Source organism: Embleya sp. NPDC059213 (genome assembly GCF_042754445.1).
Taxonomy (GTDB): domain Bacteria; phylum Actinomycetota; class Actinomycetes; order Streptomycetales; family Streptomycetaceae; genus Embleya.
On the sequence record NZ_JBHZAV010000001.1, the window covers coordinates 154,157 to 180,698 of the forward strand.

The 26,542-nt window shown below is 72.2% G+C and carries 11 protein-coding genes and 1 pseudogene; 2 read left to right on the forward strand and 10 right to left on the reverse strand.

The window, feature by feature from the left end; all coding sequences use genetic code 11:
- Nucleotide 1 precedes the first annotated feature (1 nt).
- The 6 genes and pseudogenes from ACFXMF_RS00675 to ACFXMF_RS00700 form a co-directional block, all read right to left on the reverse strand.
- A complete protein-coding gene (locus tag ACFXMF_RS00675) occupies nt 2-6,577 on the reverse strand; it encodes a type I polyketide synthase (RefSeq protein WP_379987553.1) in 6,576 nt (2,191 codons plus the stop codon).
- 9 nt (nt 6,578-6,586) lie between these two features.
- Nucleotides 6,587-12,247: pseudogene (locus ACFXMF_RS00680) on the reverse strand (SDR family NAD(P)-dependent oxidoreductase); the annotation flags it as partial.
- A 48-nt stretch (nt 12,248-12,295) separates the two neighbouring features.
- Nucleotides 12,296-15,391, reverse strand: a complete 3,096-nt coding sequence (locus tag ACFXMF_RS00685) for a type I polyketide synthase (RefSeq protein ID WP_379987549.1) — start codon at nt 15,389-15,391, stop codon at nt 12,296-12,298.
- Nucleotides 15,392-15,443: 52 nt separating this feature from the next.
- Nucleotides 15,444-16,175 (reverse strand): thioesterase domain-containing protein, encoded by a 732-nt coding sequence (locus ACFXMF_RS00690; RefSeq protein WP_360305635.1) that lies wholly within the window; start codon nt 16,173-16,175, stop codon nt 15,444-15,446.
- A complete protein-coding gene (locus ACFXMF_RS00695) occupies nt 16,172-17,419 on the reverse strand; it encodes a cytochrome P450 (protein ID WP_379987546.1) in 1,248 nt (415 codons plus the stop codon). Before ACFXMF_RS00695 ends, ACFXMF_RS00690 begins: the two co-directional genes overlap by 4 nt.
- Nucleotides 17,416-17,646 (reverse strand): phosphopantetheine-binding protein, encoded by a 231-nt coding sequence (locus tag ACFXMF_RS00700; RefSeq protein ID WP_360305631.1) that lies wholly within the window; start codon nt 17,644-17,646, stop codon nt 17,416-17,418. The genes ACFXMF_RS00695 and ACFXMF_RS00700 overlap by 4 nt, the downstream gene beginning before the upstream one ends.
- Nucleotides 17,647-18,122: 476 nt before the next feature.
- Between ACFXMF_RS00700 and ACFXMF_RS00705 the strand changes: the two genes are divergently transcribed.
- Nucleotides 18,123-19,031 carry a putative nonproteinogenic amino acid hydroxylase gene (locus ACFXMF_RS00705; RefSeq protein WP_360305629.1) on the forward strand — a complete coding sequence of 303 codons (909 nt, stop codon included), beginning with the start codon at nt 18,123-18,125 and terminating at the stop codon, nt 19,029-19,031.
- Between the two features lie 151 nt (nt 19,032-19,182).
- Here ACFXMF_RS00705 and ACFXMF_RS00710 read toward each other — a convergent pair whose 3' ends face one another.
- Nucleotides 19,183-20,109, reverse strand: a complete 927-nt coding sequence (locus tag ACFXMF_RS00710) for a phytanoyl-CoA dioxygenase family protein (protein ID WP_360305627.1) — start codon at nt 20,107-20,109, stop codon at nt 19,183-19,185.
- A gap of 741 nt (nt 20,110-20,850) precedes the next feature.
- Between ACFXMF_RS00710 and ACFXMF_RS00715 the strand changes: the two genes are divergently transcribed.
- On the forward strand, nt 20,851-23,994 hold the full coding sequence (locus ACFXMF_RS00715; RefSeq protein ID WP_379987543.1) for a BTAD domain-containing putative transcriptional regulator: 3,144 nt from the start codon (nt 20,851-20,853) through the stop codon (nt 23,992-23,994).
- Here ACFXMF_RS00715 and ACFXMF_RS00720 read toward each other — a convergent pair.
- The 3 genes from ACFXMF_RS00720 to ACFXMF_RS00730 form a co-directional block, all read right to left on the reverse strand.
- Complete coding sequence (locus ACFXMF_RS00720) at nt 23,978-24,739, reverse strand: ABC transporter permease (RefSeq protein ID WP_360305623.1); 762 nt, start codon at nt 24,737-24,739, stop codon at nt 23,978-23,980. The two genes, ACFXMF_RS00715 and ACFXMF_RS00720, sit on opposite strands and share 17 nt — an antisense overlap.
- Entirely contained in the window at nt 24,736-25,674 is a 939-nt protein-coding gene (locus ACFXMF_RS00725; protein WP_360305621.1) for an ATP-binding cassette domain-containing protein, read from the reverse strand. Before ACFXMF_RS00725 ends, ACFXMF_RS00720 begins: the two co-directional genes overlap by 4 nt.
- 118 nt (nt 25,675-25,792) lie before the next feature.
- Complete coding sequence (locus ACFXMF_RS00730; protein WP_379987540.1) at nt 25,793-26,530, reverse strand: thioesterase II family protein; 738 nt, start codon at nt 26,528-26,530, stop codon at nt 25,793-25,795.
- Between the last annotated feature and the right edge of the window lie 12 nt (nt 26,531-26,542).

A 26,542-nucleotide genomic window follows, 5' to 3' on the forward strand; every position in this document is an offset into this window, starting at 1 on the left:
GTCACTTGCCCCTCTCATCCAGAGCCAGGTCGACGAGTGCTTCCAGGTCCAGGGCCGCCAGTTCGCCCGGATCGGCCTCCGTGTCCGGCGCCTGCCCGTCGGCGTCCGGGTGCGGGGAATCGGCGCAGGCCAGGACCAGTTCCAGGATTCCCGCGCTGCGCAGCCGCTCGATCGGCACGTTGCGCAACACCTCCCGGATCCGCGCGTCCTCGGCCGAGCCGGGCTGCTCCGTCGCACGCAGCAGGCCGCGGACGTGCCGACCCAGCTCGCGTGGTGTCGGGTAGCTGAAGACGAGGGTGGAGGGCAGCCGCAGTGCGGTCGCGGAGGCCAGTCGGTTGCACAGTTCGACCGAGGTCAGCGAGTCGAATCCGAGGTGGGTGAACGCCCGGTCGGCGTCCACCACCGCGCCGGAGGGGTGGCCCAGCACGATGGCGACCTGATCGCGGATCCAGTCCAGCACGACCATGTCCGCCTCGTCCTGGGCGAGGCCGGCCAGCCGGGCGGGCAGGCCGAGCGAGCCACCGTCCCCGGTGCCGCCCGACCGGTTGCGGGCCGGACGGGCGCCGGCGACGAGGTCGCGCAGGAGCAGCGGCAGTTCGTCGGCACTCCTGCCGCGCAGTGCGGCCGGGTCCAGTCGGGCGGGGATGAGCACGGGCTTGTCGATCGCGTACGCCGTGTCGAACAGGTCCAGGGCCTGGGCCGTCGGCATCTCGGCGATGCCCAGCCGCCGGATCCGGGAGAGGTCAACCGCGTCCAGGTCCTCGGTCATTCCGGTGCGTTGTTCCCACCAGCCCCAGCACAGCGACGTGCCGACCCGGCCGGATGCCCGGCGCTGCGCCGCCAATCCGTCCAGGAAGCCGTTCGCCGCCGCGTAGTTGGCCTGGCCTCCGGTGCCGAGTGTGCCGGCGAGGGCGGAGAAGAGCACGAACGCCGTCAGGGTGTGGTCCGCGGTCAGTTCGTGCAGGTTGATCGCACCGCCGACCTTGGCCCGCAGCACCCGGTCCAGGCTCTCCGCGGTCAGTGACTCCAGGGTGCCGTCGGCGAGGCCGCCCGCCGCGTGCACGACCGCGGTCAGCGGGTATCGCCCGGGCATGTCCGCGAGCACGGCGGCCAGGGCGGCCCGGTCCGCGACGTCGCAGGCCACGACGGTGACGGTGGCGCCGGCCGCCGCCAGTTCCGACCGCAGTTCGGCGGCGCCCTCGGCGGCGATGCCGCGCCGGCTGAGCAGTACCAGGCTGCGCACTCCGCGTTCGGTGACCAGGTGGCGGGCCACCAGGGAGCCCACGCCGCCGGTCCCGCCGGTGACCAGAACGGTCCCCCCGCCGAAGCCGTCGCCCAGGTCGAAGACCAGCTTGCCGATGTGCCGGCCCTGGCTCATCTCGCGAAACGTCCTGCGCGCGTCGCGGATGTCGCGGACCGAGATCGGGTTCGGGCGTACCCGTCCGTCGGCGAACAGTTCCATGACGGCCCGGAACATCTCGTGGATCGAGTCCGGGCCGGCCTCGTAGAGGTCGAATGCCCGGTAGTCGACCCCGGCGTGATCGGCCGCCACCCGCCCGGGATCGCGGATGTCGGTCTTGCCCATCTCGACGAAGCTCCCGCCCTCGGGGAGCAGCGTCAGCGAGGCGTCGACGAAGGTGTGCGCGAGGGAGTTGAGCACGACGTCGACGCCGCGACCACCGGAGGAGTCCAGGAACTTCTCCGCGAACTCCAGGTTCCGCGACGATGCCAGGTGCTCGTCGTCCAGACCCAGACCGCGCAGGGTGGCCCACTTGGCCGGGCTCGCGGTGGCGTAGATCTCGGCGCCGACGTGCCCGGCCAGTCGTACGGCGGCCATCCCGACGCCGCCCGCCGCGGCGTGGATGAGGATGCGTTGGCCCTTTTCCAGCTTCGTCACGTGGAACAGGGCGTAGTAGGCGGTGAGGTAGGCACCGGGCACCGACGCCGCCTCGGCGTAGCTCCACCCGTCGGGGATGGGCATCAGCAGCCGGTGGTCGGCGACGGCCACCGGGCCGAAGGCGCCGGAGAAGATGCCCATCACCCGGTCGCCCGGTGCCAGGCCGGTGACGTCGTCCGCCACCTCCAGTACGGTTCCGGCGCCCTCGCTGCCGATCCCGGCGTCGATGGCGGTCCGCTCCACCAGTCCCAGGGCGATCGTGACGTCCCGGAAGTTGAGCCCGGCGGCGTGCACGCGGACGCGCACCTGCCCACCGGTGAGGGGTGCTTCCACCTCGGGGCAGGGAATCCAGGTCAGGTTCTCCAGCGTGCCCTTGATCGGGATGCCCAGCCGGTGGGCGCCGTGCGCCGGTGGCTCGATCCGATGGTTCGCGGTCTCGGTCGCCGTCATCCTCGGGACGAGGTGCGCGTCGCCGCGCAGGGCCAGTTGCTCCTCGTCGAGGGCGAGCGCGTTCGCGAGGTGTGCCCAGGAGGCTTCCTCGTCGTCGACGTCCACGAGTCGGAACCTGCCGGGGTGCTCGGTCTGGGCGGAGCGGATCAGGCCCCATACGGACGCGCCGGGGAGGCTTTCGACGCGCTCCCCGCCGCCGGTGTCCACGGCCAGGCGGGTGAGCACCACCAGCGTGGATTCGGCGAGCGCCTCCTCGGCGAGGAAGCGCTGGGCCCAGGCCAGCACGCGCATGTCGGTGCCGCCGACGGTGGCGAACGGGTCGGCGGCGGCGGCGACCAGGCAGTCGTCCAGGCACAGCACCAGGTGTCGGGGCGCCTCCCCGGCCAGGACGTCGTCGATGGACGCGTGGAACGCCACACTCTCGGCGCCGGTCCGGGCCAGGCGCGCGGCCTGTCCGTCCGGCGTGCCGAGCACGTCCCACCGCTCGGGCCGGCTTTCCGGCGGGCCCGGCCGAGCCGGGCGCCACTGCACCTCGAACAGCGCTTGCTCGTTCCCGCCGCGTGCCGCGCGCAGTTGCTCGGCGCTCGCCGGTCGAAAGGTCAGCGCCCGCACGTGCGCGATCGCGCGGCCGTGCTCGTCGGCGATCCCCACGGACACCGCGCCCTCGCCGGCCGGGGAGATCCGGACCCGTACGGTGGCGCCGCACGCGCCGACCCGGTCCACTCCGGACCAGGAGAAGGGCATCCAGCCCCGGCCGTCGGTCACCTCGATGACCCCGCCGGCCACCACCGCGTGCAGCGCGGCGTCGAGCAGTGCCGGGTGCAGGGCGTACCCGCCGGTCTCGGCGGGGTCCGGCAGCGTGGCCAGTGCGAACAGGTCGTCCCCGCGCCGCCACACCTCGCGCAGGCCGCGGAAGGTCGGGCCGTAGTCGAAGCCCGCGTCCGCGAACGAGTCGTACAGACGCGCGACGTCGAGCCGGCGTGCCCCGACCGGCGGCCACACGGTCGGGGCGGGGGCGTCCTCGGTCCGCGCGATCGGGCGCGCCGCGCTCGGCGCCAGGCCGCCCGTCGCGTGCCGGGTCCAGCCGCCCGCGGTCGCGCCGTCCACCGTGCGGGCGGCCGGGTCGGGTCGCGAGTAGACGTCCAGGGAGCGGTGTCCCGTCTCGTCCGCCGCGCCGGCGACGATCCGTACCTGCACGTCGCCCGAGTCGGGCAGCACCAGCGGAACCTCCAGGGAGAGTTCCTCGATCGCGGCGCAGCCGAGGACCTCGCCCACCGACAGCGCCAGGTCCAGGTAGGCGGTCGCCGGTACGACGGCCGCACCGAACACGGCGTGATCGGCCGGCCAGTCGTGGGTCCGCAGGGACCACCGGTCGGTGAACACCACCTCGCCGGTGCCCGGGTGCTCCAGTACGGCGCCCAGCAGCGGGTGGGCCGGGGCCGCGAGGCCGGCCGAGGCCACGTCCGCCGTGCCCGTCCCGGCCCGGAAGTCCAGCCAGTAGCGCTCGTGTCGGAACGCGTACGTCGGCAGGTCCACCCGCCGGCGCGATCCGAACAGGGCCTCCCAGTCCACGAATCCGCCCCGGACGTGCAGTCGGGCCAACGTGTCCAGCAGCGCGGGCACCGCCGCGCGGTTGCGCCGCGACGAGGACACGACCACCGCGTCGTGCACTCCCTGGGCGGCGAAGGCTTCCGTGGTGATGCTCGTGAGGGTCGCTCCGGGTCCCACTTCGACGAAGACGTCCGCGCCGGCCGCGCGGGCGTGTTCCACCGCGTCGAAGAAGCGAACGGGTTCGCGGACGTGGTTCACCCAGTGCGCGACGGACGTCAACTCCTCGATCGTGGCCTCGCGGCCCGTCCTGGTGGAGACGATCGGGATCGACAGGCGGCCCGGGGGCAGTTCGCCGATCGCCTCGGCGAACTCGGCCAGGATCGGGTCCATCAGCGGGGAGTGGAACGCGTGGTCGACGTCGAGCGGTTTCGCCGACGTGCCGCCGGCGACGAGCCGGTCCCGGAGTTCGTGCACCTGGTCGCGAAGGCCGGAGAGCACCACCGATTCCGGGCCGTTGACGGCGGCGATACCGACCCGGTCGTACCCGCCGAGCAGCGCGGCCACCTCGTCCGCCGAGGCGCGTACCGCCAGCATGGCGCCGCGTTCGGTGACCGTCTGCATGATCCGTCCGCGGGCGGCCACCAGCCTGGTCGCGACGTCCAGGTCGAGGACGCCGGACACGTGGGCGGCGGCGATCTCGCCGACGGAGTGGCCGATCAGGTACTTCGGCTCGCGGCACAACCGCACCATGAGCCGGTACAGGGCGACCTGTAGGGCGAACAGCGCCGGCTGCGCGATGTCGGTGCGATCGCGGGCCGCGGGCTCGTCGGCGAGCAGCAGGGGCTTCAGCGCGAAGGGCAACCGGCTGTCGAAGCGGGCGCAGACCTCGTCGAGGGCGTCCGCGAATACGGGAAAGGTGTCGTACAACCGCCCTGCCACACCGGTCCATTGCGATCCCTGCCCGGGGAACGTGAAGACCGTCGCACCGAGGTCCCCGGCGACGCCGCGCACCACCGCGGCGGACTCCGCGCCGTCGGCCAACGCCGCCAGACCGCTCAGCAACTCGTCCCGATCACCGCCCAGCACCACCGCGCGATGCTCGAAGCGGGCCCGATCGGCCACCAACGAACGCCCCACGTCGGCGGGTTCCAGGCACGCGTCGGCGGCGGCGAAGGCACGCAGCCGCCGCGCCTGCGCCCGCAGCGCGTCCACCGACCGCGCCGAGACGACCCACGGCACCAACCCGGTGTCGATACCCGGGTCGGCGGCGTCGGGCACGGGCGTTTCCTCGGGCGCCTCCTCCAGGATCAGGTGGGCGTTGGTGCCACTGGCCCCGAAGGCCGAGATGCCCGCCCGCCGGGGTCGTCCCGGGGTGTTCGGCCATTCCCGGGCCTCGGTCAGCAGTTCCACCGCCCCGGCGGACCAGTCCACGTGCGTCGACGGGCGGTCCACGTGCAGCGTCGCGGGCATCGTCCCGTGTCGCATCGCCATGATCATCTTGATCATCCCGCCGACGCCGGCCGCCGCCTGCGCGTGGCCGATGTTCGACTTCAACGACCCGAGCCACAGCGGCCGATCGGGATCGCGGTCCTGCCCGTAGGTGGCCAGCAGCGCCTGCGCCTCGATCGGATCGCCCAGCGTGGTCCCGGTGCCGTGCGCCTCCAGCACGTCCACCTCGCTCGCCTGGACCCGGGAGTCGGCCAACGCCGCCCGGATCACCCGCTGTTGGGCCGGCCCGTTGGGCGCGGTCAAGCCGTTGGAAGCGCCGTCCTGGTTGATCGCCGAGCCCCGGATCACCGCCCGGATCGCCCGCCCGTTGCGCCGCGCGTCCGACAACCGTTCCAACACCAGCATGCCGACGCCCTCGGAGAAGCCGGTGCCGTCCGCCGCGTCGGCGAACGCCTTGCATCGGCCGTCCACCGCCAGACCGCGCTGCCGCGACATCTCCCGGAACACCTGCGTCGTCGCCATCACCGTGACGCCCCCGGCCAGGGCCAGCCCGCACTCCCCCTGCCGCAGCGACCGCACCGCCTGGTGCACCGCCACCAGCGACGACGAGCACGCCGTGTCGGTCGACACCGCCGGCCCCTCCAGGCCCAGCGCGTACGCCACCCGCCCGGACGCCACGCTCAGCAGCGAACCGGTCTGCGCGTAGCCCGAGATGCTCTCGGGGGTGAAGAGGTGGTTCCCGTACCCGAAGTACGCCAGCCCGGCGAAGACGCCGGTGTCGCTGCCGCGCAGGGTCTGCGGGTCGATGCCGGCTCGTTCCAGCGCCTCCCACGAGGACTCCAGCAACAACCGCTGCTGCGGGTCCGCGGCCAGCGCCTCGCGCGGGTTGATCCCGAAGAACTCGGCGTCGAAGTCGCCCGCGTCGTGCAGGAACCCGCCCGAGCGGGTGTAACAGCTATTGGGCCGGTCCGGATCCGGATCGTACAGAGCCGCCAGGTCCCAGTTGCGGTCGTCCGGGAAGTCCGACAGCGCGTCCCGGCCCGCCCGCACCAGCTCCCACAGCGCCTCCGGGGACTCCACCCCGCCCGGGTAGCGGCAGGCGACACCCACAACCGCGATGGGCTCGGCAGCGGCCTCGGTCAGCTCCTTCAGGCGCCGGCGTGTTTCGATCAGCTCGATCGATGTGCGCTTGAGGTAGTCGAGAACATCGGCGTTGTTGTCGTTCGTCATCGCTCTCCCCTAGCCGAGCTCTTTGTCCAGCAGCGCGAGAAGCTCTCCCGCCGAGGCCGAACCGATCCGGTCGACGATGCCGACCGGCGATGCGTCGCTCGCCATCGCCCGTACCCGGCCCTGTAGTTCGCCGAGCAGCGTGGCAATGGCGGTCCTGTCCGGCGCCGCGAGCCCGTCGAACGCGTCCGCCAGCCGGGCGCCCAGTCCCTCGATCTCCCTGGTCAGGCGTTCGGCCGCGGGCTCCGGGTCCGCGCCGGAGTCGGGGGCGAGGGCCGCGGACAGGAACCGGGCGAGAGTGCTCGGATTCGGCTGGTCGAACGCGAGTGTGGCGGGCAGCTTCAAGCCGGTCGCCTCGGCCAGCCTGTTCCGCAGCTCCAGTGCCATCAGCGAGTCGATGCCGAGGTCCTTGAAGGCCGCGTCGGGGCCGACCCGTCCGGTGCCGGCGTGGCCGAGGACGATCGCGGTCTGGGCCCGAACGGCGTCCAGCAACACCGCCTCGGCGTCGGCCGGCGGCAGCGCGGCGACCCGCCGCGCGAGTGCGATGTCCTCCGCCTGCGAAGTGTCCGCATCGACGGAACCGACGGAATCGGCCGGTGTGCCGAGCAGTTCGCGCAGGAGCGGTGACGGCGCCGGACCCGCGGGCGCGGTGCCCGGCGCCGGGAGGTTCAGTCGCGCCGGCACCAGCACCGGTTCGTCGCGCGAGATCGCCGCGTCGAACAGCGCGAGCCCCTCGCGCGAGGACATCGGCCGCACGCCCTGGCGTTGCAGGCGCACGATGTCGGACTCGCCGAGGTCGGCGCCCGCCTCGGTGCGTTGCGCCCAGTAGCCCCAGCACAACGAGATCGCGGCCGCTCCGGCGCCCCGACGGGCCTGCGCCAGGCCGTCGAGGAACGCGTTGGCCGCCGCGTAGTTGGCCTGCCCGGCCGTGCCGAGCACGCTCGCGATCGAGGAGAACAACACGAACGCGGACAGCTCCAGGTGCCGGGTCGCCTCGTGCAGGTACCAGGCGCCGTGCGCCTTCGGGGCCAGCACCGCGTCCAGCCGGTCCTCGGTCAACGCCTCCACAACTCCGTCGTCCAGCACGGTCGCGCAGTGGATCACCGCCGTCAGCGGGTGTTCGTCGGGCACCGCGGCGACCAGTTCGGCGACGGAGGCGCGGTTCGTGACGTCGCACGCGCGGATCTCGACGTGCGCCCCCGCCTCGGTCAGCTCCGCCCGCAGCCCCGCCGCCGCCGGTGATGCCGGTCCCCGCCTGCCGACCAGCAACAACCGGCGCACCCCGTGTCGTGCCACCAGGTGCCGGGCGAGCATCGCCCCCAGGCCGCCGAGACCGCCGGTGATCAGCACCGTCCCGGAGCCGAGGCCGGGACGGTCCGCCGCCGGGCCGAGGGAGCCGCCGGGGGCGCGGACCAGTTGCGGGGTGCTCACGAGGCCGGCGCGGATCCTGAGCTGGGCCTGCCCGGTGGCGATCGCCGCCGGGACGGCCGGCCACGAAGCGGGCAGGCCGTCCGTGTCCAGGAGGGTGAACCGGCCCGGGTTCTCGGTCTGCGCGGTGCGGACGAATCCCCAGATCGCGGCCGCGGCCGGATCGGTCTGCGCGCCCCGCTCGTCGTGGATCGCGTCCCGCGTCACCACGACCAGCCGCGAGTCGGCGAACCGGTCGTCGGCGAGCCAGCCCTGCGTCCACCGCAACACCCGGTGCAGGTTGTGCTCGACGACGGTTGGGGTGTCGCCGCCGTCCGGGCCGACCGGATCGATGCCGGCGATCACGATCGGCGGGATCACCGCGCCGGAGGCGGCGAGTTCGTCGAGGTCGGCGAACACCGCTCCGCCCGGTCCCGGCAGCGCGGCCGGCGCGTCGGACCCGCCCAGCACCGCGTACCGGGCTTGCTCGGCAGGGCTCGAAACCGGCGGCATCGCGACGGGCACCCAGTCCACCCGGAACAACGAGTCCCGCCGGTCGAAGCCGAGTTCGGTCAGCTTCTCGACATCCACCGGCCGCAGGGTCAACGACTCGACGCCGCCGACCGGCACTCCGTCGCCGTCCGCGAAGGTGACGGACAGCGTGTCCTCCCCCGCGCCCGCGAGGTGCACCCGCAGCGTGGTCGGCGCGGCGGCCAGGCGGATCCCGGTCCAGCGGTACGGCAGCCACCCTTGGGGCCCGGACTCGTCGGCGGGTTGCCCCGCCCCGGTCGGGAGCAACGCGGCGTGCAGCAACGCCGGGTGGATCCGGAATCCGCCCGGCCGTGCGCCGTCGGGCGCGGGCGACTCCACTTCCGCGAAGAGGTCGTCGCCGCGACGCCAGAGCTGCTTCAGGCCACGGAACGAGGGCCCATGGGTGAACCCGAGGGCGGACAACCGGGCGTACTCCTGCGCGACCGGCACGCCGACCGCACCCGCCGGCGGCCACACCACGAGGTCGTCCTCGCGGTGGGTCGCTCCGGAGTTCGACCCGACCACGCCGACGGCGTTGCGCGTCCACTCGGCCTCGCCCTCGCCCCGCGAGTGCACGCCGATCGCCCGCTTGCCGTCGATCACGACGCGGATCTCGCGATCGGCCGTCCGGGACAACACCAACGGTGTCTCCACGACGAGTTCGTCGACCACGTCGAACCCCGCCTCGGCCGCCGCCCACACCGCCAGCTCCGCCAGCACCGCTCCCGGCACCAGCACGGCACCGTGCACGACGTGGTCGGCGAGCCACGGGTGGCGTCGCAACGACAGCCGCCCGCCGGCCACCAGGCCACCGCGCTCGCCGTCGTCGGGCAACCCGATCACGGCATCGAGCAGCGGGTGGTCCGAGGTGCTCTCGGCGGTGCCCTCCCGGGGTGTGTTCAGCCAATAGCGCTGCCGCTGGAAGGCGTACGTGGGCAAGTCGACCCACCGGCCGTCCCGGTCCGGGAGCACCGCCTCCCAGGAGACCGCGACGCCCGCCACGAACGCCTCGGCCGCGGACCGGTACAACCGCGCCCAGCCGCCCTGGCCCCGGCGCAGCGTGCCCACCACCACCGCGGCGGAACCGGGGGTGGCGTCGAGCATCGCCTGGATGTTGACGGTGAGCAGTGGGTGCGCGCCGACCTCGATGAACGCACCGTGCCCCTGTTCGAGGAGACGCGTGATGCCGGCCTCGAACCGAACCGGTTCGCGCAGGTTGCGGAACCAGTAGGCCGCATCCAACTCCGCCGTGTCGAGCGGCCCACCGGTCACCGTCGAGTGGAACGCCACCGGCGCGGACATGGGCTCGATCCCGCTCAGCTCGTCCCGGAGTCGCTCCTCGAAGCGGTCCATCAGCGGCGAGTGCCCGGGCACGCTCGCCGGGATCCAGCGAGCGCGAACGCGCTGGGACTCACAATGCGCGATCAGCTCCCGGACGGCCGCCGCCGCACCCGAGACGGTGGTCGAGTACGGTCCGTTGACCGCGGCGATCGCGACCTCGGACCGCCACGGCTCCAGCAACTCCCGCACCCGGTCCTCGGAGGCCACGATCCCGGCCATGCCGCCGTCCTGTGCGGTCGTGGCCAGCAGACGGGACCGCAGGGCCACGATCCTGGCCGCGTCCGGCAGGGTCAGGGCGCCCGCGACGCAGGCCGCGGCGATCTCCCCCTGGGAGTGCCCGATCACCGCGTCCGGGCTCACCCCGAGCGAACGCCACACCTGTGCGAGCGAGACCATCATCGCGAACAGCACCGGCTGGACGACGTCGATGCGATCCAGGTCCGCCGCGTCCGGCCCGCCGCACACGGTGTCGATCAACGACCAGGACACCCACGGCTCCAGCGCGTCCGCGCACGCGCGCACGTGCTCCGCGAAGACCGGGCTCGACTCCCACAACTCCCGCCCCATCCCGGCCCATTGCGACCCCTGGCCGGGGAACACGAACACCGTCCGACCGACCGGTCCGGCGACTCCGGACACCACCCCGACCGGGTTGCGGGCGCCCTCGACCACGGCGGTCAGGCCGGCGAGCAGCTCGTCCCGGTCCGCGCCGAGCACCACCCGACGGTGCTCGAACAACGAGCGGGTGGTCACCAGCGCCCGGCCCACGCCCGCGACCGACAGGCCCGGGTCGGCGGCCACGGCGTCCCGCAGCCGCAACGCCTGGTCGCGCAGTGCCTGCGCCGAGCGCCCCGACAACACCCACGGCACGGTCCCGGGGGCGCCGGTCGACACCCGGCCGGCGACGGGGTCCCGGGCCGGACGGGGCGCGACGCCCGGGCCGGGGGCCTCGGACGATCCGGGTACCTCTGGTGCCCCTGGTGCCCCTGCTGCCTCCGGTGCCTCTGGTGCCTCTGGTGCCTCTTCGAGGATGACGTGCGCGTTGGTCCCGCTGACCCCGAAGGACGACACGCCCGCGCGCCGGGGCCGCCCGGGTGCGCCGGGCCATTCCCTGGCCTCGGTCAGCAGTTCCACCGCGCCGGTCGACCAGTCCACGTGCGGGGTCGGGCGTTCCACATGCAATGTCCCGGGCAACACCCCGTGGCGCATCGCCATGATCATCTTGATCATCCCGCCGACGCCCGCCGCCGCCTGGGTGTGGCCGATGTTCGACTTGAGCGAGCCCAACCACAGGGGGCTGTCGCCGTCCCGGTCCTGCCCGTAGGTGGCCAGCAGCGCCTCCGCCTCGATCGGGTCGCCCAGCTTCGTACCGGTCCCGTGCGCCTCCACCGCGTCCACGTCGGCGAGCGACAGCCCGGCGTCGGCCACGGCCGCTCGGATCACCCGCCGCTGCGCCAGTTCGCTCGGCGCGGTCAGCCCGTTGGACGCGCCGTCCTGATTGATCGCCGAGCCCCGGATCACCGCCAGGATCCGACGCCCGTGGCGCCGCGCCTCGGACAACCGCTCCAGCACCAGCACACCCGCGCCCTCGCCCCAGCCGGTGCCGTCGGCCGCGTCCGAGAACGACCGGCACCGCCCGTCGGCCGACAGGCCCCGCTGCCGGGCCACCTCCACGAACATCCCGGGAGTCGGCATCGCCGACACCCCGCCGGCCAGTGCCAGCGTGCACTCGCCCGCTCGCAGGGACCGCACGGCCTGGTGCACCGCCACCAGCGACGACGAGCACGCGGTGTCGATCGACACCGCCGGGCCCTCCAGACCCAGTACGTACGCCACCCGGCCCGAGGCCACGCTGGTGTACGTCCCGGCGATCCCGAAACCCTCCACCTCGGCGGCCGCCCCGCCGCCCAGCCGCGGGCCGTAGTCGACCGCGTAGATCCCGGTGAACACCCCGGTCGCCGAACCGCGCAGCCGGGCCGGGTCGATGCCCGCCCGTTCCAGCGCCTCCCAGGTCGTCTCCAGCATCAACCGTTGTTGCGGATCCATCGCCAGCGCCTCGCGCGGGCTGATCCCGAAGAACGGCGCGTCGAACTCCGCGAGATCGCTCAGGAATCCACCCGAGCGCGTGTACGTCTTCCCGCGCGCCTCGGGGTCCGGGTCGTAGAGCGCCTCCACGTCCCAGCCGCGGTCCCCGGGGAAGTCGCCCATCGCGTCCACACCGTCGGACACGACCTGCCACAGCCCCTCGGGGGACGTCACCCCACCCGGGAAGTGACACCCCGCACCCACGACCGCGATCGGCTCGCGAGCGGACTCCTCCAGTTCGCGCACCCGCTCGCGCAACACCTGCGCGTCGCCGACGGCGCGTCGCAGGTAGGAGCGGAGCTTGTCGACATCCTCCACCGGGAACTCCCCCAACCGTTGCCAACAGAACAGGTGTGGCTACACGTAGCCGCGGTCGATCAACGCGTACAGGTCGTCGTCGCTGTGGTTTGCCGGACGCGTCGTCGCCGCTTCCCCGGCTTCGGGCAACTCCGGTGCGAGGAGGGAGAAGATGTGGCGCCCGAGCGTTTGTGGCGTGGGATGGGTGAACGCGACGGTGGCCGAAAGCCGCACCCCGGCCGCCGCGGTGAGCCGATTGCGCAGCCGTACCGCCATCGAGGAGTCGAAACCCAACCCCTTGAACGTCTCCGTCGACCGGGCGAGGAGATCGGCGCCGGTCGGATCCGCGTCCCCGGTGTGCAGTACCGCCGCCGTCTCGGCGCACACCAGGTCGAGCACCGCAAGCTCCGAACCCAGGTCCGCCGTGCCGGCGTTCGGGCCGGATCCACCATCGTGCGCGGCGGCGCCCGGGGGCGTCGGGCCGGCGTCCTCGGGCGCGGTCAGCCAGTACCGCCGGCGCTGGAACGGGTAGGTCGGCAGGGGGATTCGGCGCGGCCGGTCCGCGGCGAACGCCGCCGCCCAGTCCACCGACACCCCACGCACGTACAGTTCGGCCAACGACGCCAGCACCTCGCCCGCGCTCCCGTCGTCCTTGTGCAGCGTGCCCACCACCACCGGCGAGGCGGCCAGCGCGTCGCCGGTCTCCGCCATCGCCACTTCGAGCACCGGATGCGGACTCACCTCGACGAACACCCCGCCGCGCTCGCGCATCAGGCGTTCGACCACCTCGCCGAACCGCACCGTCGAACGCAGGTTGTCGTACCAGTACGAGCCGTCCAGCATGTGCGTGTCGAGCGGTTCGCCGGTGACCGTGGAGTGGAACTCCACCGCCGAGGTGCGCGGCGACAGACCCGAGGTGGCCGCGAGCAGCCCGGTACGGATGCGTTCGACGTGGTGCGAGTGCGACGCGTAGTCCACCTTGACCCGGCGCACCCGGACACCCTCGTCGGCCGCCGTCGCCGCGAAACGGTCCAGCGCCTCGTCGTCTCCGGAAATCACCACCGAGGACGGGCCGTTGACCGCCGCCAAGGAGAGCCCGGAGCACTGCCGCAACCGGTCCCTAACCCATTCGGGGGACGCGGCCACCGCACTCATCCCGCCCGAACCGGCCAGCTCGATCAGGGCCCGGCTGCGCACCGCGACGACCCGCGCCGCGTCCGCCAACGACAGCGCGCCCGATACGCAGGCCGCGGCGATCTCGCCCTGCGAGTGCCCCACCACGACGTCGGGGACCACCCCCAGCGACTGCCACACCCGCGCCAACGACACCATCATCGCGAACAACACCGGCTGGACCACGTCCACCCGATCCAACGACGCGGCCGACTCCGCACCGGTCAGCACCTCGACCAACGACCAGTCCACCCAGGGCTCCAGGGCCCGCGCGCACTCGTCGATCGCGGCCGCGAACACCGGCGACTGCGCGTACAACCGCTTCCCCATGCCCGGCCACTGCGACCCCTGGCCGGGAAACACGAAGACGACCGGACCCACCGGCCCCGCCGCCACCCCGCGCACGACCTGCGGCGCGGCACCGCCCGCCGCGATCAGGTCCAGACCGGCCAGGGCCTGTGCCCGGTCGGCGGCCGGCACCACCGCCCGATGCGCGAACGAGGACCGCGTCGACACCAGCGAGTACGCGATGTCCGCCACCGACCGCGAGGTGTCCGCGGCCGACGACTCCCGCAACCGCGCCGCCTGCTCGCGCAGCGCCGGCTCGGTGCGCGCCGACAACACCCACGGCACCGCCCCGAAGGGGCTCGCGGTGCCCGATTCCTCGGCGGCGGGCCGGGGTTCGGTCCGCTCCTCGGGGGCCTGTTCGAGAATCACATGCGCGTTCGTGCCGCCCAGGCCGAACGCCGACACCCCCGCCCGCCGCGGTCGACCGGGCGTGCCCGGCCACGGCCGCCCGGCCCCAAGGACCTCGAAGTCCGCCTGGAAGTCCGGGATCGCGGGGTTGGCGACGCGGAAGTTCAGGTTCGGCACCAGATGGGCACGATCCAGGCACAGCGCGACCTTGACGAAGCCGACGATGCCCGCGGCCGGCTCCAGGTGCCCGACATTGGTCTTCACCGAGCCGATCACCAGGGGCCGACTCCGGCCGGTCTCCCGGAACACCTCGCGCAGGCCCGCCGCTTCCGCCGGATCGCCGACTCGGGTACCGGTGCCGTGCGCCTCGACGTAGTCGAGGGAGTCGAACGGGACACCCGAGCGTGCGAGCGCGGACAACACGGCCGCCGCCTGTGCGCCGGGGCTGGGGTCGGGCATCCGGGAGGTCGCCCCACCGCTGCCCACCCCCCAGCCGCGCACCACCGCGTAGATGTGGTCGCCATCGGCCACGGCCAGGTCGAGCCGCTTCAACACGACGAACGCCCCGCCCTCCCCCCGGACGAAGCCGCCGGCCCGCTCGTCGAACGTGAAGCAACGGCCCTCGGGGGACAACGCGCCCAGGTTCGCCAGGCCGAGTCCGGCCTCCGGGTCGGCGATCAGGTGCACGCCGCCCGCGATCGCCAACTCGACCGCGCCGGCGCGGATCCGGTCGCAGGCCAGCGCCAACGACACGAGCGAGGAGGACTGGCCCGAGTCCGCGCAGAAGCTCATGCCGCGAACGTCCAACAGCGCGGAGATCCGGTTCGCGACCAACGCCCCGCTCGACCCGAGGGCGGCGTAGTGGTCGTCCCGGTCGCCACCGGACAGCCTGCGCAGCAGTTCGTACCCGGAGGGGGCCGCGCCGACCACGACGTCGACCTCCCGGCCCGCCAGCGCGGTCGCCGGGACGCGGGCGTCCTCGACGGCCTCCCAGGCGAGTTCCAGGCCCAGTCGCTGCACCGGGTCCATCGCGGCGGCCTCCGCCGGACCCGTACCGAAGAACTCCGCGTCGAAGCCGTCGATGGCCGCCAGGAACGAACCCGCGTTCACGGTGGCGGCGTCCGGGTGGGTCGAGGGGGGCGTCGTATCGGCCGCCCGCCGCTCGGGAAAGGTGCCGACGGTCGAGTTGCCCTCGACCAGCAGACGCCAGAACTCCTGCGGATCGTGCACGCCGGGGAAGCGGCACGACATCCCGATGACGGCAATATCGGTGGCTGCGCCACTCATGCGAGTCCCTTCCGGTTTCCTCGGCGCACGGCTCTCACGGGCTGCACGGCTTTCACCGCCAGGAGGTCGACAACTTCAGCAGTTCGTCCGCCGCGTTCATGAAGTCGTAGCGGCCTCCGTCGACTTCTCGGATGTCGACGGAATCCGCGTACCGACGCCACCCCTGGAGCCGGTCGAGGCTCACGTCGGGGTCGTCCCGCCAGCGCAGGACCACGATCGGGCAGGGCAGCGGGACCGGCTCCACCCGCCGGTACTCGCGCGCGGCGGCCAGGTCGCGAAGCAGCACCAGCATGCCCAGTTCGAGCATGTCCGGGCGCGGTTCGATGCCTCGGCCGCGCACGACCGCCGCCAACTCGGCCCGCAGCTCCGCCTCGGTCATGGCGAGCATCCGGTCGCCCGCCGCGTCGTGTGGTGCGACCTGGCCGGAGACGATGAGCGACTCCGGTGTGGGCAGGCCCAGTTCGATCAGGCGCAGGGTGGTCTCGTAGGCGGGCAGCGCGCCCGCGCAGTGCCCGAAGAACGCGAACGGCCGGTCCAGCAACGGCGCCAGCGGTTCGGTCAGGTCGACGACGAGCCGCTCGTAGGTGCCGTAGTGGGGTTCGGCCAGTCGGCTCTCACGGCCGGGGAACTGCACCGGGCAGACCTCGACGTCGTCGATCACCGCCGGCCAGCCGCCGAAGGCCGACGACCCGGAACCGGCATAGGGGAAACAGAAGATCCGGGCGGGGTGATCGCCGGACGGCGGCCGGACGAACCACGGCCACGTGGCGGCGGCGGATGTCATGGCGTCGTCCGTTTCCGGGCGACGATGGGCAGGTGGGTCATCCCGGCGATGAAGTACGAGCGCAGATGTTGCGGTTCGCCGGCGAGTTCGATCGATTCGAACCGCCCGAGCAATTCCTCGAAGAAGATCCGCAACGTCTGCCGGGCCAGCGGTCCGCCGATGCAGTAGTGCGGCCCGAACCCGAACGCGACGTGGCGGTTCTCCCGCCGCGTGACGTCGAACCGGTGCGGATCGGTGAATTGGGACTCGTCCCGGTTGGCCGATCCGATCCACGCGACGACCGCGCTGCGGGCCGGCACGACGCCCCCGCCGATCTCGGTGTCGGCCACCGCGTAGCGCATGAAGTTGCACGCGGCCGACGTCCAGCGCAGCCCCTCCTCGACCAGCGAGGGCACCAGCGTCGGGTCGGCCTGCACCTTGGCGAACTGCTCGGGCCGCTCGATGAGCGCGTGCACCGTGCCGGAGACGGTGTGCGGCGTCGTCACGTTGGCGCCCAGGAGCAGGCTGTATCCGTCGAGGGCGATCTCCTCGTCGGTCAGCGGCGCGTCTCCCGCGTGCACGGTCATCAGGTGGTCGAGCAGGCTGCCGTCCTCGCCGCCGGCCGCCCGCCGCTTCCTGACCCATTCGGTGACGTAGGTGACGAGTTCGTGGTGCGAGATGGCCAGCGTCGCGGCCTCGCTGCCGTGTCGGAAGTGCGGGTCCGAGGGGGCCGTGACCATGGCGGTCAACTGCACCAGCTCGTCCCAGTCCCGCTCCGGGATCCCCATCAGCGGTCCCGCGACGATCATCGGCAGCCGATGCGCCTGCTCGGCCAGGTCGAAGGTGGCGCCGTCGAGGGCCGGTTCGAGGAAGCGCACGATCGACTGCCGGATCCGGTCCTGCCAGGGGGCCACCGCCCGCGCGGTGAGCTTGGCGCCGATCGCCCGGCGCACCTGGGTGTGTCGCGGCGGATCGGTGGACGTCATCAGCTTGCCCGCCGCGACGTCGTCCTCCCCGAGGTGGGTGACCACCGTGCCGCGCTCCGAGGTGAACTCCCGGTGGTCGCCGAGCACTCGGCAGACGTCGTCGTAGCGGGTCACCGACCAGAACTCCCGCCCGTCCGGGAGGACCTGGTGGTGCAGGGGCGCCTCGGCCCGCATCACGTCCCAGATCGGATGCGGATCGCCCGAGGTGTACAGGTCCAGGTCGAACAGGTCGACGCGGTCCAGGTCGACGTCGCCTCCGGCACCCGGCGTCAACCTCACGACCGGGCCCTCCCCTGCTCGATCAGCTCGGCGACCCGGGCCGGGGTCTGCGCCAGATAGAAATCACGCACCGACAATTGCACGCCGTAGTCCCGGGTCACCCGGTCGATGATCTTGATCCCGATCAGCGAATTTCCACCGATGGCGAAGAAGTCGTCGTCCGCCCCGACCGCGCGGCCGTCGAGATATTCACCCCACAGCGCGGCAATTTCCGGTACGAGGGACACCGGCGCACTCGAAGGCGCGGCTTGTCGTTCCGACACCTGGTCCTGCCCACCTTGCCGGTGGACCTGCGGTGACGATTCCATGGCCAGCCTTTCCTTTCTCCGCCGAACGGGAATTACCACCCACGCCATTGCGGGTGTTCGCGAGGTTCGCCGGCCGGGCCGGCGCCGTGCCGGTACGCGGCGATCCGGAAGCCCGTCCCGGCATCGATCGGGTACTCGATACGTGCACCCGAAGGCCATCGCGACGCCAACGTAAATGGCCGGGGAAACCACAGGCAAGGGCCGGCGGTGCGGACGGCCGGCCGGGCACCGGTTGTCCCGCCAACAGGACATTATGAGCCGGTGCCCGGTCGCACGGCACCCGTGTACTGCGACTATCAGCCGCAATGTACGGCGGCCCGCGCCGCTCCCGGAGCGCCCGGAGACACGCGACTCCGGGCACGGTGACGTCATTGCCATCGCAGATCCGGAGAATTATGGTGACGATCGGGAGTAACGCCCAGCAGCTTCCGGGTGCATCAAACAATCATGTGCTGAAGGGGATTCCCGTGCTTGAGTCGCAACGGCTTGCGGTACTGCCCATCGATTCGTACGACCTGGATTCCGAATTGTCCGTCGTGGATCGCCACGAATACGGAGGCGACTATGACACCTATACCTTCGGGTCGTGGTCGTCCCATGTGCTGGCCAATGGCAGCGGCGCCGATTCCGATACCGCCTTCCGCCCGCACGACGGTCGCCTGACCCTCACCGAACTGGGTCGGGAACTACCGGGAATCATGTCCCTGGTGACCGATAATTTCCCACTGGACCGGCTGCAATGGGTGCGCATCTTCAGCCTCCGTGACGGAATTCTCGCACCGCACGTGGACTTTCTCGAGTTCGCCGAACCGGGCACCAGGTTGCAGATTCCGTTGCGCACCACCGATGAATCCCTCCATTCCGAGAACGACATCGTCTATCACCTGCGTCGCGGTGAGGTGTGGAAGATCCACACGACCGTCCCGCATTCCGTGCGCAGCTCCGTCGGGACGGCCCGGCTCTCCCTGTGCCTTGATTTCACGGACGCCGAAGAGCCCGTCGCGATCCGCAACGCCATCCCCGCGACCGAGCCGATCCGCATCGTCGAACGGCCCGAGCCGACCGACGCGGAGCTTGAGGAACTCATGGACTCCGGACGGGACTTGACCCCGGAGACCATGCGGGCGGCGTTCCGTCGCTTTGCCGCGCTGCACTTCGTGCGACGCGCACACGCCGCCGCGTCGTTCGACTGGTACGTGGAGGCCGTACGGCGCACCGGGGACGCCGACATGGTGGCCAAGGCGCAAGCCTTCCGCGCCTACTGCATCGAGAAGCGGGGCGACGGGGAAGCGTTCGTGTGGTGAGCCGCCCCGGCCGCCGGCGCCACGCCTGAGCAGCCGGCCCACAGCACCCCGCACCACCCCGCCCCGAAGCGCCCGCCGAGCGATCGGGCACCGACAACCACCGATGGCACACCGCCCCAAAGCGGTGTGCCATCGGTCGGTGCGGCTGCGATCAGCGCTTCACGGTGCCTTCGCGCAGCCGGTCGATCATGCGTCGGGTCGCCTCGATCGGACTGTCCTCGGAACCCTCGCGCGAACGCGACGTCAGCGCCTCGTTGAGCGGGGCCACCTTGGCGCTCCACTCGTCCTGCCCGGCGAAGGGAATCGTCTCGCCCTCCTGGTAGGCGGGGAACGGGCGGTAGGTGTTGACACCGTTGCTGTCGGCCCCGCGGACGAGCAGGGGGTCCAGGTACAGCCCCTCGCTGTGGATCCGCGTGGTCGTCGAGATGTAACCGATGTCGAGACCGCACCGGCGCTTGGCGGAGGTGTTGGGTTCCGAGCAGTGCAGCAGGTGCGGATGGTGGATCGACACGTCGCCCGGCCGGAGTTCGATGTCCACGATGCCGCGCTTGTCCACCCACTCCCGCACCAGGGTCTCGTCGGACACGGAGAACAGCATGTTGTCCTTGTCCGTACGGACCGACGGTTTGTGCAGCGGCAGTTCGTGGCTGCCGGGGATCATGCGCAGGCAGCCGTTCTCGGTGTTGCTCTCGTCGACGGCCAGCCACACCGTCAGCGCCTCCATCGGACTGAGCGTCCAGTAGGCGCCGTCCTGGTGCCACAACACCGGTTGTCCGGTGTGCGGGGGCTTGCAGATGTAGTGGGCGGTGAAGCACGCCACGTCCGGGCCGAGGAAGAACTCCGCGATGTCCACCAGACGGGTGTCCGAGACCAGACGTGCCCAGAAGGCGTCGTTGCGGATCAGCGGGTGATGGAAGTGCTCGGGACGCAGGTCCGGGTACTTGCCGGTGAGCCATTCGACGTGGGCGCGCGCCTCGTCCACGACCTCCGGTGGCACGACGTTGCGGATGATGGAGAAGCCCTGCTCCGCGTACTCCGCCGCGGCCTTCTCCAATACGCCATCGCCAAGTGTGTTCATGGGTCAGCTCCTACTTGTCAGGTACTGCTTGCCGTGCGGAACGAGTTCGTGAAGCCGCCACGGGGTACCGTCTGCCGGCTCCTGAAGTTCGGCCCCGGACACGAAGAGGTGGTCGAAACCGGGGTGTCGACGCGGCATCGCCCCTGATGCGCAGCCGCTGTTGGCCGGGCAGACGGCCCGCGACACGGTTCCACTCGCGGTGGACACGGTTCCAGTGGCTCGTCTGCGTGTACGGATCGACGCTCACGCCCAACAGCGATCCGCCGGGCCGGGGGTCACGCCGGCCGATCGCAGCAACACGACCCGGGCCTTTTCGCGGTTCCCCAGCTCCAATACTCTGTCCGCCGGGCCGGAGGGTGTCAACGTTCCAAGGGCCGGTGCAAGGCCCGCCGGCAAGCCGGTCCGCGGGTGGCAACTGCGCCCGAAGTCATGGGATTTCGGGCTCCACGGCTGGTGGGACGGTCGGGCCCGGAGTCGGCTGTGGGCGGCCCGGTGCGCGGGCTGTCCCGTCGGCGGGACGGGTCCACCCGCACGCACCGGAATACCGGGTGGATGCCTGCACGAGTGCGCGGCGCGGCGGTGATTTCGCCCCGCGTCCAGTTGTCCGCACCACCGGCGGGGCAACATGCGGATACCGGTACCGGCGCCGGTCGACCCGGGTGGCCGCCGTCGCACGCGCGCGACAGAATCAGCCGGTCGACGCGGTCACTGCCCGCCGAACACCCATGACAAAATCAATGGGTGCAGATCGGGATGCTGGGTCCATTCGAGGTGCGCACGGACGCCGGCGACCTGGCCGACGTGCCGGGCGCGCGGCTGCGCGGACTGCTGATCGCACTCGCGCTCAGGCCCGGTCGGGCGATCCCCAAGGCGTCGCTCGTCGACTGGATCTGGGGGGAACATCCGCCCGCCGACGCGACGAACGCCCTGCAACGCCTGGTCTCCCGATTGCGCAAGGTGCTGCCGGACGGCGCGATCGAGGGGCAGCCGGACGGCTACCGGCTGACGGTGGGGCCCGACGGCGTCGACGCCGTGCGGTTCGAACGCCTGGTCGCCGCGGCCCAGTCCCGCGCCGAGGACGCCGCCGGACGGGTGCGGCTGCTGCGCGAGGCCCTGGCGTTGTGGCGCGGTGCGCCGATGCAGGACGTCGGTCTCCAGGACAGCGCCGCGTTCGACGCCGCGGTCGCCCGGCTCGAAGGGTTGCGGTTGACCGCGACCGAGGAGCGGGTCGACGCGGAGGTCGCCCTGGGGCACGGTGCCGAACTGGTCACCGAGTTGGCCGATCTGGTGACCGCGCACCCGCTGCGCGAACGGCTCGTCGCCGCCCTGATCCGCGCGCTCGTGGCGGCCGGTCGCGACAGCGAGGCGCTGCTGGCCTACGAGCGGGCCCGGGAGGCCCTGGCCGACGCGCTGGGCGTGGATCCCTCGGCCGAGCTGGCCGCGCTGCACGTCGCGCTGCTGCGGGGCGAGTTGGGGCCGAGCCGGGAGAGCCGCAGGACCAACCTGCGCGCCGAACTGACCACCTTCGTCGGTCGGGGCGCCGATGTCGCCGCGGTCCGCGAGCTCGTCGCCGAGCACCGCCTGACCACGGTGATCGGGCCGGGCGGCGCCGGAAAGACCAGGCTGGCCACGGAGACCGCGCGCACGCTGCTGGGCGACCTGCCGGACGGGGTCTGGCTGGTGGAACTCGCCGGCATCGGTGCGGACGGCGACGTGGCGCAGTCGACCCTGGTCGGGCTCGGCCTGCGCGACGCGCTGCTCGGCGGCGCCCCGAACGCGGAGCCGGTGGACCGGTTCATCGCCGCGATCCGCGAGCGGGAGACGCTGCTGATCCTGGACAACTGCGAGCATGTGATCGAGTCCGCGGCGGTGTTCGCGCACCGGGTGCTGGGTGAATGCCGGCGGCTGCGGATCCTGGCGACGAGCCGGGAGCCGCTGGGCATCACCGGCGAGGCGCTGTGGCCGGTCGAGCCGCTGGCGCTGCCGGAGGGGGACGCGCGGCTCGGCGAGATCGAGTCCTCACCGGCCGTGCGGCTGCTGCGCGACCGGGCCGGGGCGGTGCGCCGGGATCTGTGGGTGGACGCCCACACGCTGGCCACCATGGCGCGGGTGTGCCGGGCCCTGGACGGCATGCCGCTGGCGATCGAACTGGCCGCCGCCCGATTGCGCACCATGTCCATCGACCAACTCGCCAACCGCCTCGACGACCGGTTCCGCCTGCTGACCGGTGGCAGTCGGACCGCGCTGCCGCGGCACAAGACGTTGCGCGCGGCGGTCGACTGGAGCTGGGAACTGCTCACCCACGCCGAGCGGGTGGTGTTGCGGATGCTCTCGGTGTTCTCCGGCGGGGCGAGCCTGGAGGCGGCCGAACGGGTCTGCGCGGGCGGCACGGTCGAGCGGGAGCAGGTGCTCGAACTGCTCACCGCGCTGACCGAGAAGTCGCTGCTGGTCGCCGAGGGTTCCGGCGCCCCGCGCTACCGCATGCTCGGCACCATCAAGGAGTACGCCGGGCACCGGCTCGCGGAGGCGGGCGAGGCGGACCTGGCGCGCCACGCGCATCTCGCCTACTTCACCGAACTCGCCGAGACCGCCGAGCCGCATCTGCGCCGCGCCGAGCAGTTGCGGTGGCTCGCCACGCTGGAGGCCGAGCACGAGAACATCGGTGCGGCGATGCGCGGCGCGTTGGCGGCCGACGAGGCCCAGGCGGCGATGCGGCTCGCGGCGGGCGCGGGTTGGTACTGGTGGCTCGGCGGGCACCGGACCGAGGGCATCGAGCTGATCACCGCCGCCACCAGGATGCCCGGCGAGGTGACCGACGAGGTCCGGGCCACGGTCTACGCGCTGGTCGTGTTGTTCGTCAGTGCCGGGCGGGGCGACGAACACCAGGCCGCGGAGTGGATCCGCGGGGCGCACCGGCTCGGCCGCCGCAGCCGGCGCGGTTTCCCGCTGCTGGGGCTCGTCGCCGCGCTGGAACGCCTGTTGCAGTCGCCCGACGCGTTCCTGCCCGCCTTCGAACCGCTGCTGGACGACGAGGATCCGTGGGTGCGCGCGCTGGCCCGGCTGCACCTGGGCAAGATGCGGATCATGCTCGGCCACGACGGGCGGGACGCGGACGCGTACCTGGAGATGGCGCTCGCCGAATTCCGGGCGCTCGGCGAGCGGTTCGGCATCTCGTTCGCCCACAGCGAGTTGGCCGACCGAATAGCGGTGCGCGGGGAGTTCGCCGCCGCGTGCGAGCACTACGAACAGGCGATCGCGGTCGTCACCGAGGTCGGCGCCATCGAGGACGTCATCCGGATGCGGTCGCGGCAGGCGCAACTGTATTGGCTGGCCGGCGACAAGGACGCCTGCGCCGTCGCCATCGCCGAGGCGCAGCGCTGCGCGCAACGGGTGGCCTGGCCGGACGCGCTGGCCGAACTGGCCCTGGCGAAGGCCGAACTCGCCCGCTGGGAGGGCGATGCCGAGGAGGCCCGTCGGCAACTCGGCGTGGCGACGGCCATTTTGGGCGAGGACGCGGAGCAGGTGAACGTCCGCGGGCTGACCCAGGATCTGCTCGGCTACCTCGCCGAAGACCTCGACCAGGCCCGGGAGCACCGCGCGGCGGCCTGCCGGGCGGCGGCCCAGGCGGGCCACGCGCCGCTGATCGCCCAGGTGCTTGTCGGCGTCGCGGACCTGGCGTTGCGCCGCGGGGATCACGCGCAGGCCGCGCGGCTGCTCGCGGCGAGCGCGGCCGTGCGCGGGCTGCCGGACCGCTCGCACCCGGACGTGGCCCGGATCGAGCAGAGCGTGCGGCGGTGCCTCGGCGACACGGGGTTCGCCGAGGCGGCTCGGGAGGGCACGCGGACCGACTGGTCGCGGCTCGTCGAGGTCACGCTCGCTTCTTGAACGTGGCCACCGCCCACACGTAGCCCAGCAGGGCCAACCCCAGACACCAGGCGACCGCCGCGAGCGCGTCGCCGGTCGACGGGTCGCCCGCCAGCAGCCCGCGCAGCGTCTCGATGATCGGGGTGAAGGGCTGGTACTCCACGAACTGCCGCACGCCCGCTCCCATCGTGTCCGAGGGCACGATCGCGCTGCTGAGGAAGGGCAGCATGATCAGCGGCACGGTGGCCAGACCCGCCGACTCCGCGGTCTTCGCGGCCAATCCCATGGCGACGGTGAGCCAGCTCGCCCCGAAGGTGAGCAGCAGCAGCAGACCGACTACGCCGAGCCAGTCGAGAGCGCTCGCCTGCGGGTCGAAGCCCATGGTGAAGGCCACCGCGACGATCGCCGCGCAGGCCACCAGGCAGCGCACCGTGGTGACCACGACCTGCCCGGTCAGTACCGCGCCGCGGGAGATGTCCATGGCCTTGAACCGGTTGATGATGCCCTTGGTCATGTCGTCGTTGACCGCCGTCGCGGTGGACCCCAAGCCGTAGCTGACGGCCATCACGAGCATGCCCGGCGTCGCGTAGTCGATGTAGTTCTCGCCGACGCTGAAGCCGCCACCGAGCACCTTGACGAACATGAGCAGGAGCACGATCGGGAACAGGATCGCGTTGAACAACACGAGCGGGTTGCGCACCGTGTGCTTGAGGTTGCGGCGCAACATGATCCCCGAGTCGGCCAACGCCGTCGAAACGCTGCTCACTTGGCGATCGCCTCCGCGCTCGTGCGCCCGGTCAGGGCGAGGAAAACGTCGTCGAGGTCCGGCGTGTGCACCGCGAACTCCTCGGCGTTGATCATGTATTCGTCGAGCCGGTCCAGCAGGGCCCGCAGCGACCTCGACTGGCCGTCGCTGGGCACCCGCAGGGTCAGTTCCTCGTCGTCGCGCGCGCCCCCGGGCAGGATGCGATCCGCCACCTCGAGGTCGGCGATGTCGGTGAACCGGAGCCGGACGTGGGTGCCGGGAGCCTGGCGCTTGAGTTCGTCGGGAGTGCCCTCGGCGACCAATTTGCCCTGGTCGAGGACCACGAGCCGGTCGGCGAGCTGGTCGGCTTCCTCCAGGTACTGGGTGGTGAGGAAGATCGTGGTGCCCTCGGCCACCAACTCGCGGACGATCCCCCACATCGTGCGCCTGCTGCGCGGGTCCAGTCCGGTCGTCGGCTCGTCCAGGAAGATGATCCGCGGCGTGCCGACCAGCGTCATCGCCAGGTCCAGCTTGCGGCGCATACCGCCGGAGTAGGTCGCGGACCGCTTGTCCGCCGACTCGGTCAGGTCGAACCGCTCCAGCAGCCCCGAGACCAGTTGCTCCTTCGACCGCACCCGCTTCAGGTCCGCCATCAGCTCCAGGTTCTCCCGGCCGGACAACAACTCGTCCACCGCGGCGAACTGTCCGGTCACCCCGATGGCCGCCCGCACCGCCTTGGTCTCGGTCGCCACGTCGTGGCCTGCGACGCGCACCGTCCCGGAGTCGCCCTTGAGCAGGGTCGCCAGGACGTTCACCGTCGTCGTCTTGCCCGCCCCGTTCGGCCCGAGCATGGAGAACACCGATCCTGCGGCGACCTCGAAGTCGATGCCGTCGAGCACGACCTTGTCGCCGAATGCCTTGCGCAGCCCTGAGACTTCAATCGCCGAACTTTTCATGCCCCCACCGTGGCCGCCGAGCCTGACACCGGTCTGTCACGCCCCTGACACGGCGCTCCGGCACACCCTCCCCGATGAACGGGGACGACCTGCCGGAGCGAACGCGCCCGGGACACCGCTAACGATCGCGGCGGGATTGCGCCTCGATCAGATCCAGCACCTCCCGGCCCCGGTCGACCAGGTACATGTGATCGCCCGGGAACTCCGCGTACTCGAACTCGCCGGTGGTCGCCTTCCGCCACTCCTGCGCCTGGTCCGCGCTCACCAGGCCGTCGGAGCCGCCTCGAATCGAGCAGATCGGCACCGACACCGGCTCGTCCGTGCTGGGCAGGTAGTTCTCGTGCATCTCGCAGTCGGCCTGGAGCACGGGGAGGATCAGTTCCCGCATCTCCGGGTGATCCAGAGCCTCGTGCCGAAACCCCGCGAACTCCTCGACCCGGGCCAGGAACTCCTCGTCCGGAAGGCCGGTCGCCCGCCGCTCCCGCTGCGTCCACGGCCCCGGCGAACCACTGACGACGAGCCGCTCGACCCGCACTCCGCGGGCGTCGAGCAGATGCACCAACTCGTAGGCGAGCACCGCGCCGAGACTGTGCCCGAACAGCACCACGGGCCGGGCCCCTTCGCCGAGGTCCGCGATGACGTCGTCGACCGATTTGCGGGCCGCTTCGACGACATTGCGGTACGGCGTCTCCAGAATCCGCCGCTCCCGACCGGGCAACTCGACCGAGAGCACCCGCCACCGGTCGCCGGACAACTCGCGCCACGGATGGAAGAACGACGGTCCCGCTCCCGCGAACGGCACGCACAGCAGCGCGCTCCGGTCGCGGTCGCGTCCGGACTTGTCCGCCTGTGTCACCCCGACCAACCC

Excerpts from the sequence above, each read along its gene's own strand:
- ACFXMF_RS00675 (WP_379987553.1), bottom strand. The coding sequence starts at position 6,577 with ATGACGAACGACAACAACGCCGATGTTCTCGACTACCTCAAGCGCACA.
- ACFXMF_RS00685 (WP_379987549.1), bottom strand. The coding sequence starts at position 15,391 with ATGAGTGGCGCAGCCACCGATATTGCCGTCATCGGGATGTCGTGCCGC.
- ACFXMF_RS00690 (WP_360305635.1), bottom strand. The coding sequence starts at position 16,175 with ATGACATCCGCCGCCGCCACGTGGCCGTGGTTCGTCCGGCCGCCGTCC.
- ACFXMF_RS00705 (WP_360305629.1), top strand. The coding sequence starts at position 18,123 with ATGGTGACGATCGGGAGTAACGCCCAGCAGCTTCCGGGTGCATCAAAC.
- ACFXMF_RS00710 (WP_360305627.1), bottom strand. The coding sequence starts at position 20,109 with ATGAACACACTTGGCGATGGCGTATTGGAGAAGGCCGCGGCGGAGTAC.
- ACFXMF_RS00725 (WP_360305621.1), bottom strand. The coding sequence starts at position 25,674 with ATGAAAAGTTCGGCGATTGAAGTCTCAGGGCTGCGCAAGGCATTCGGC.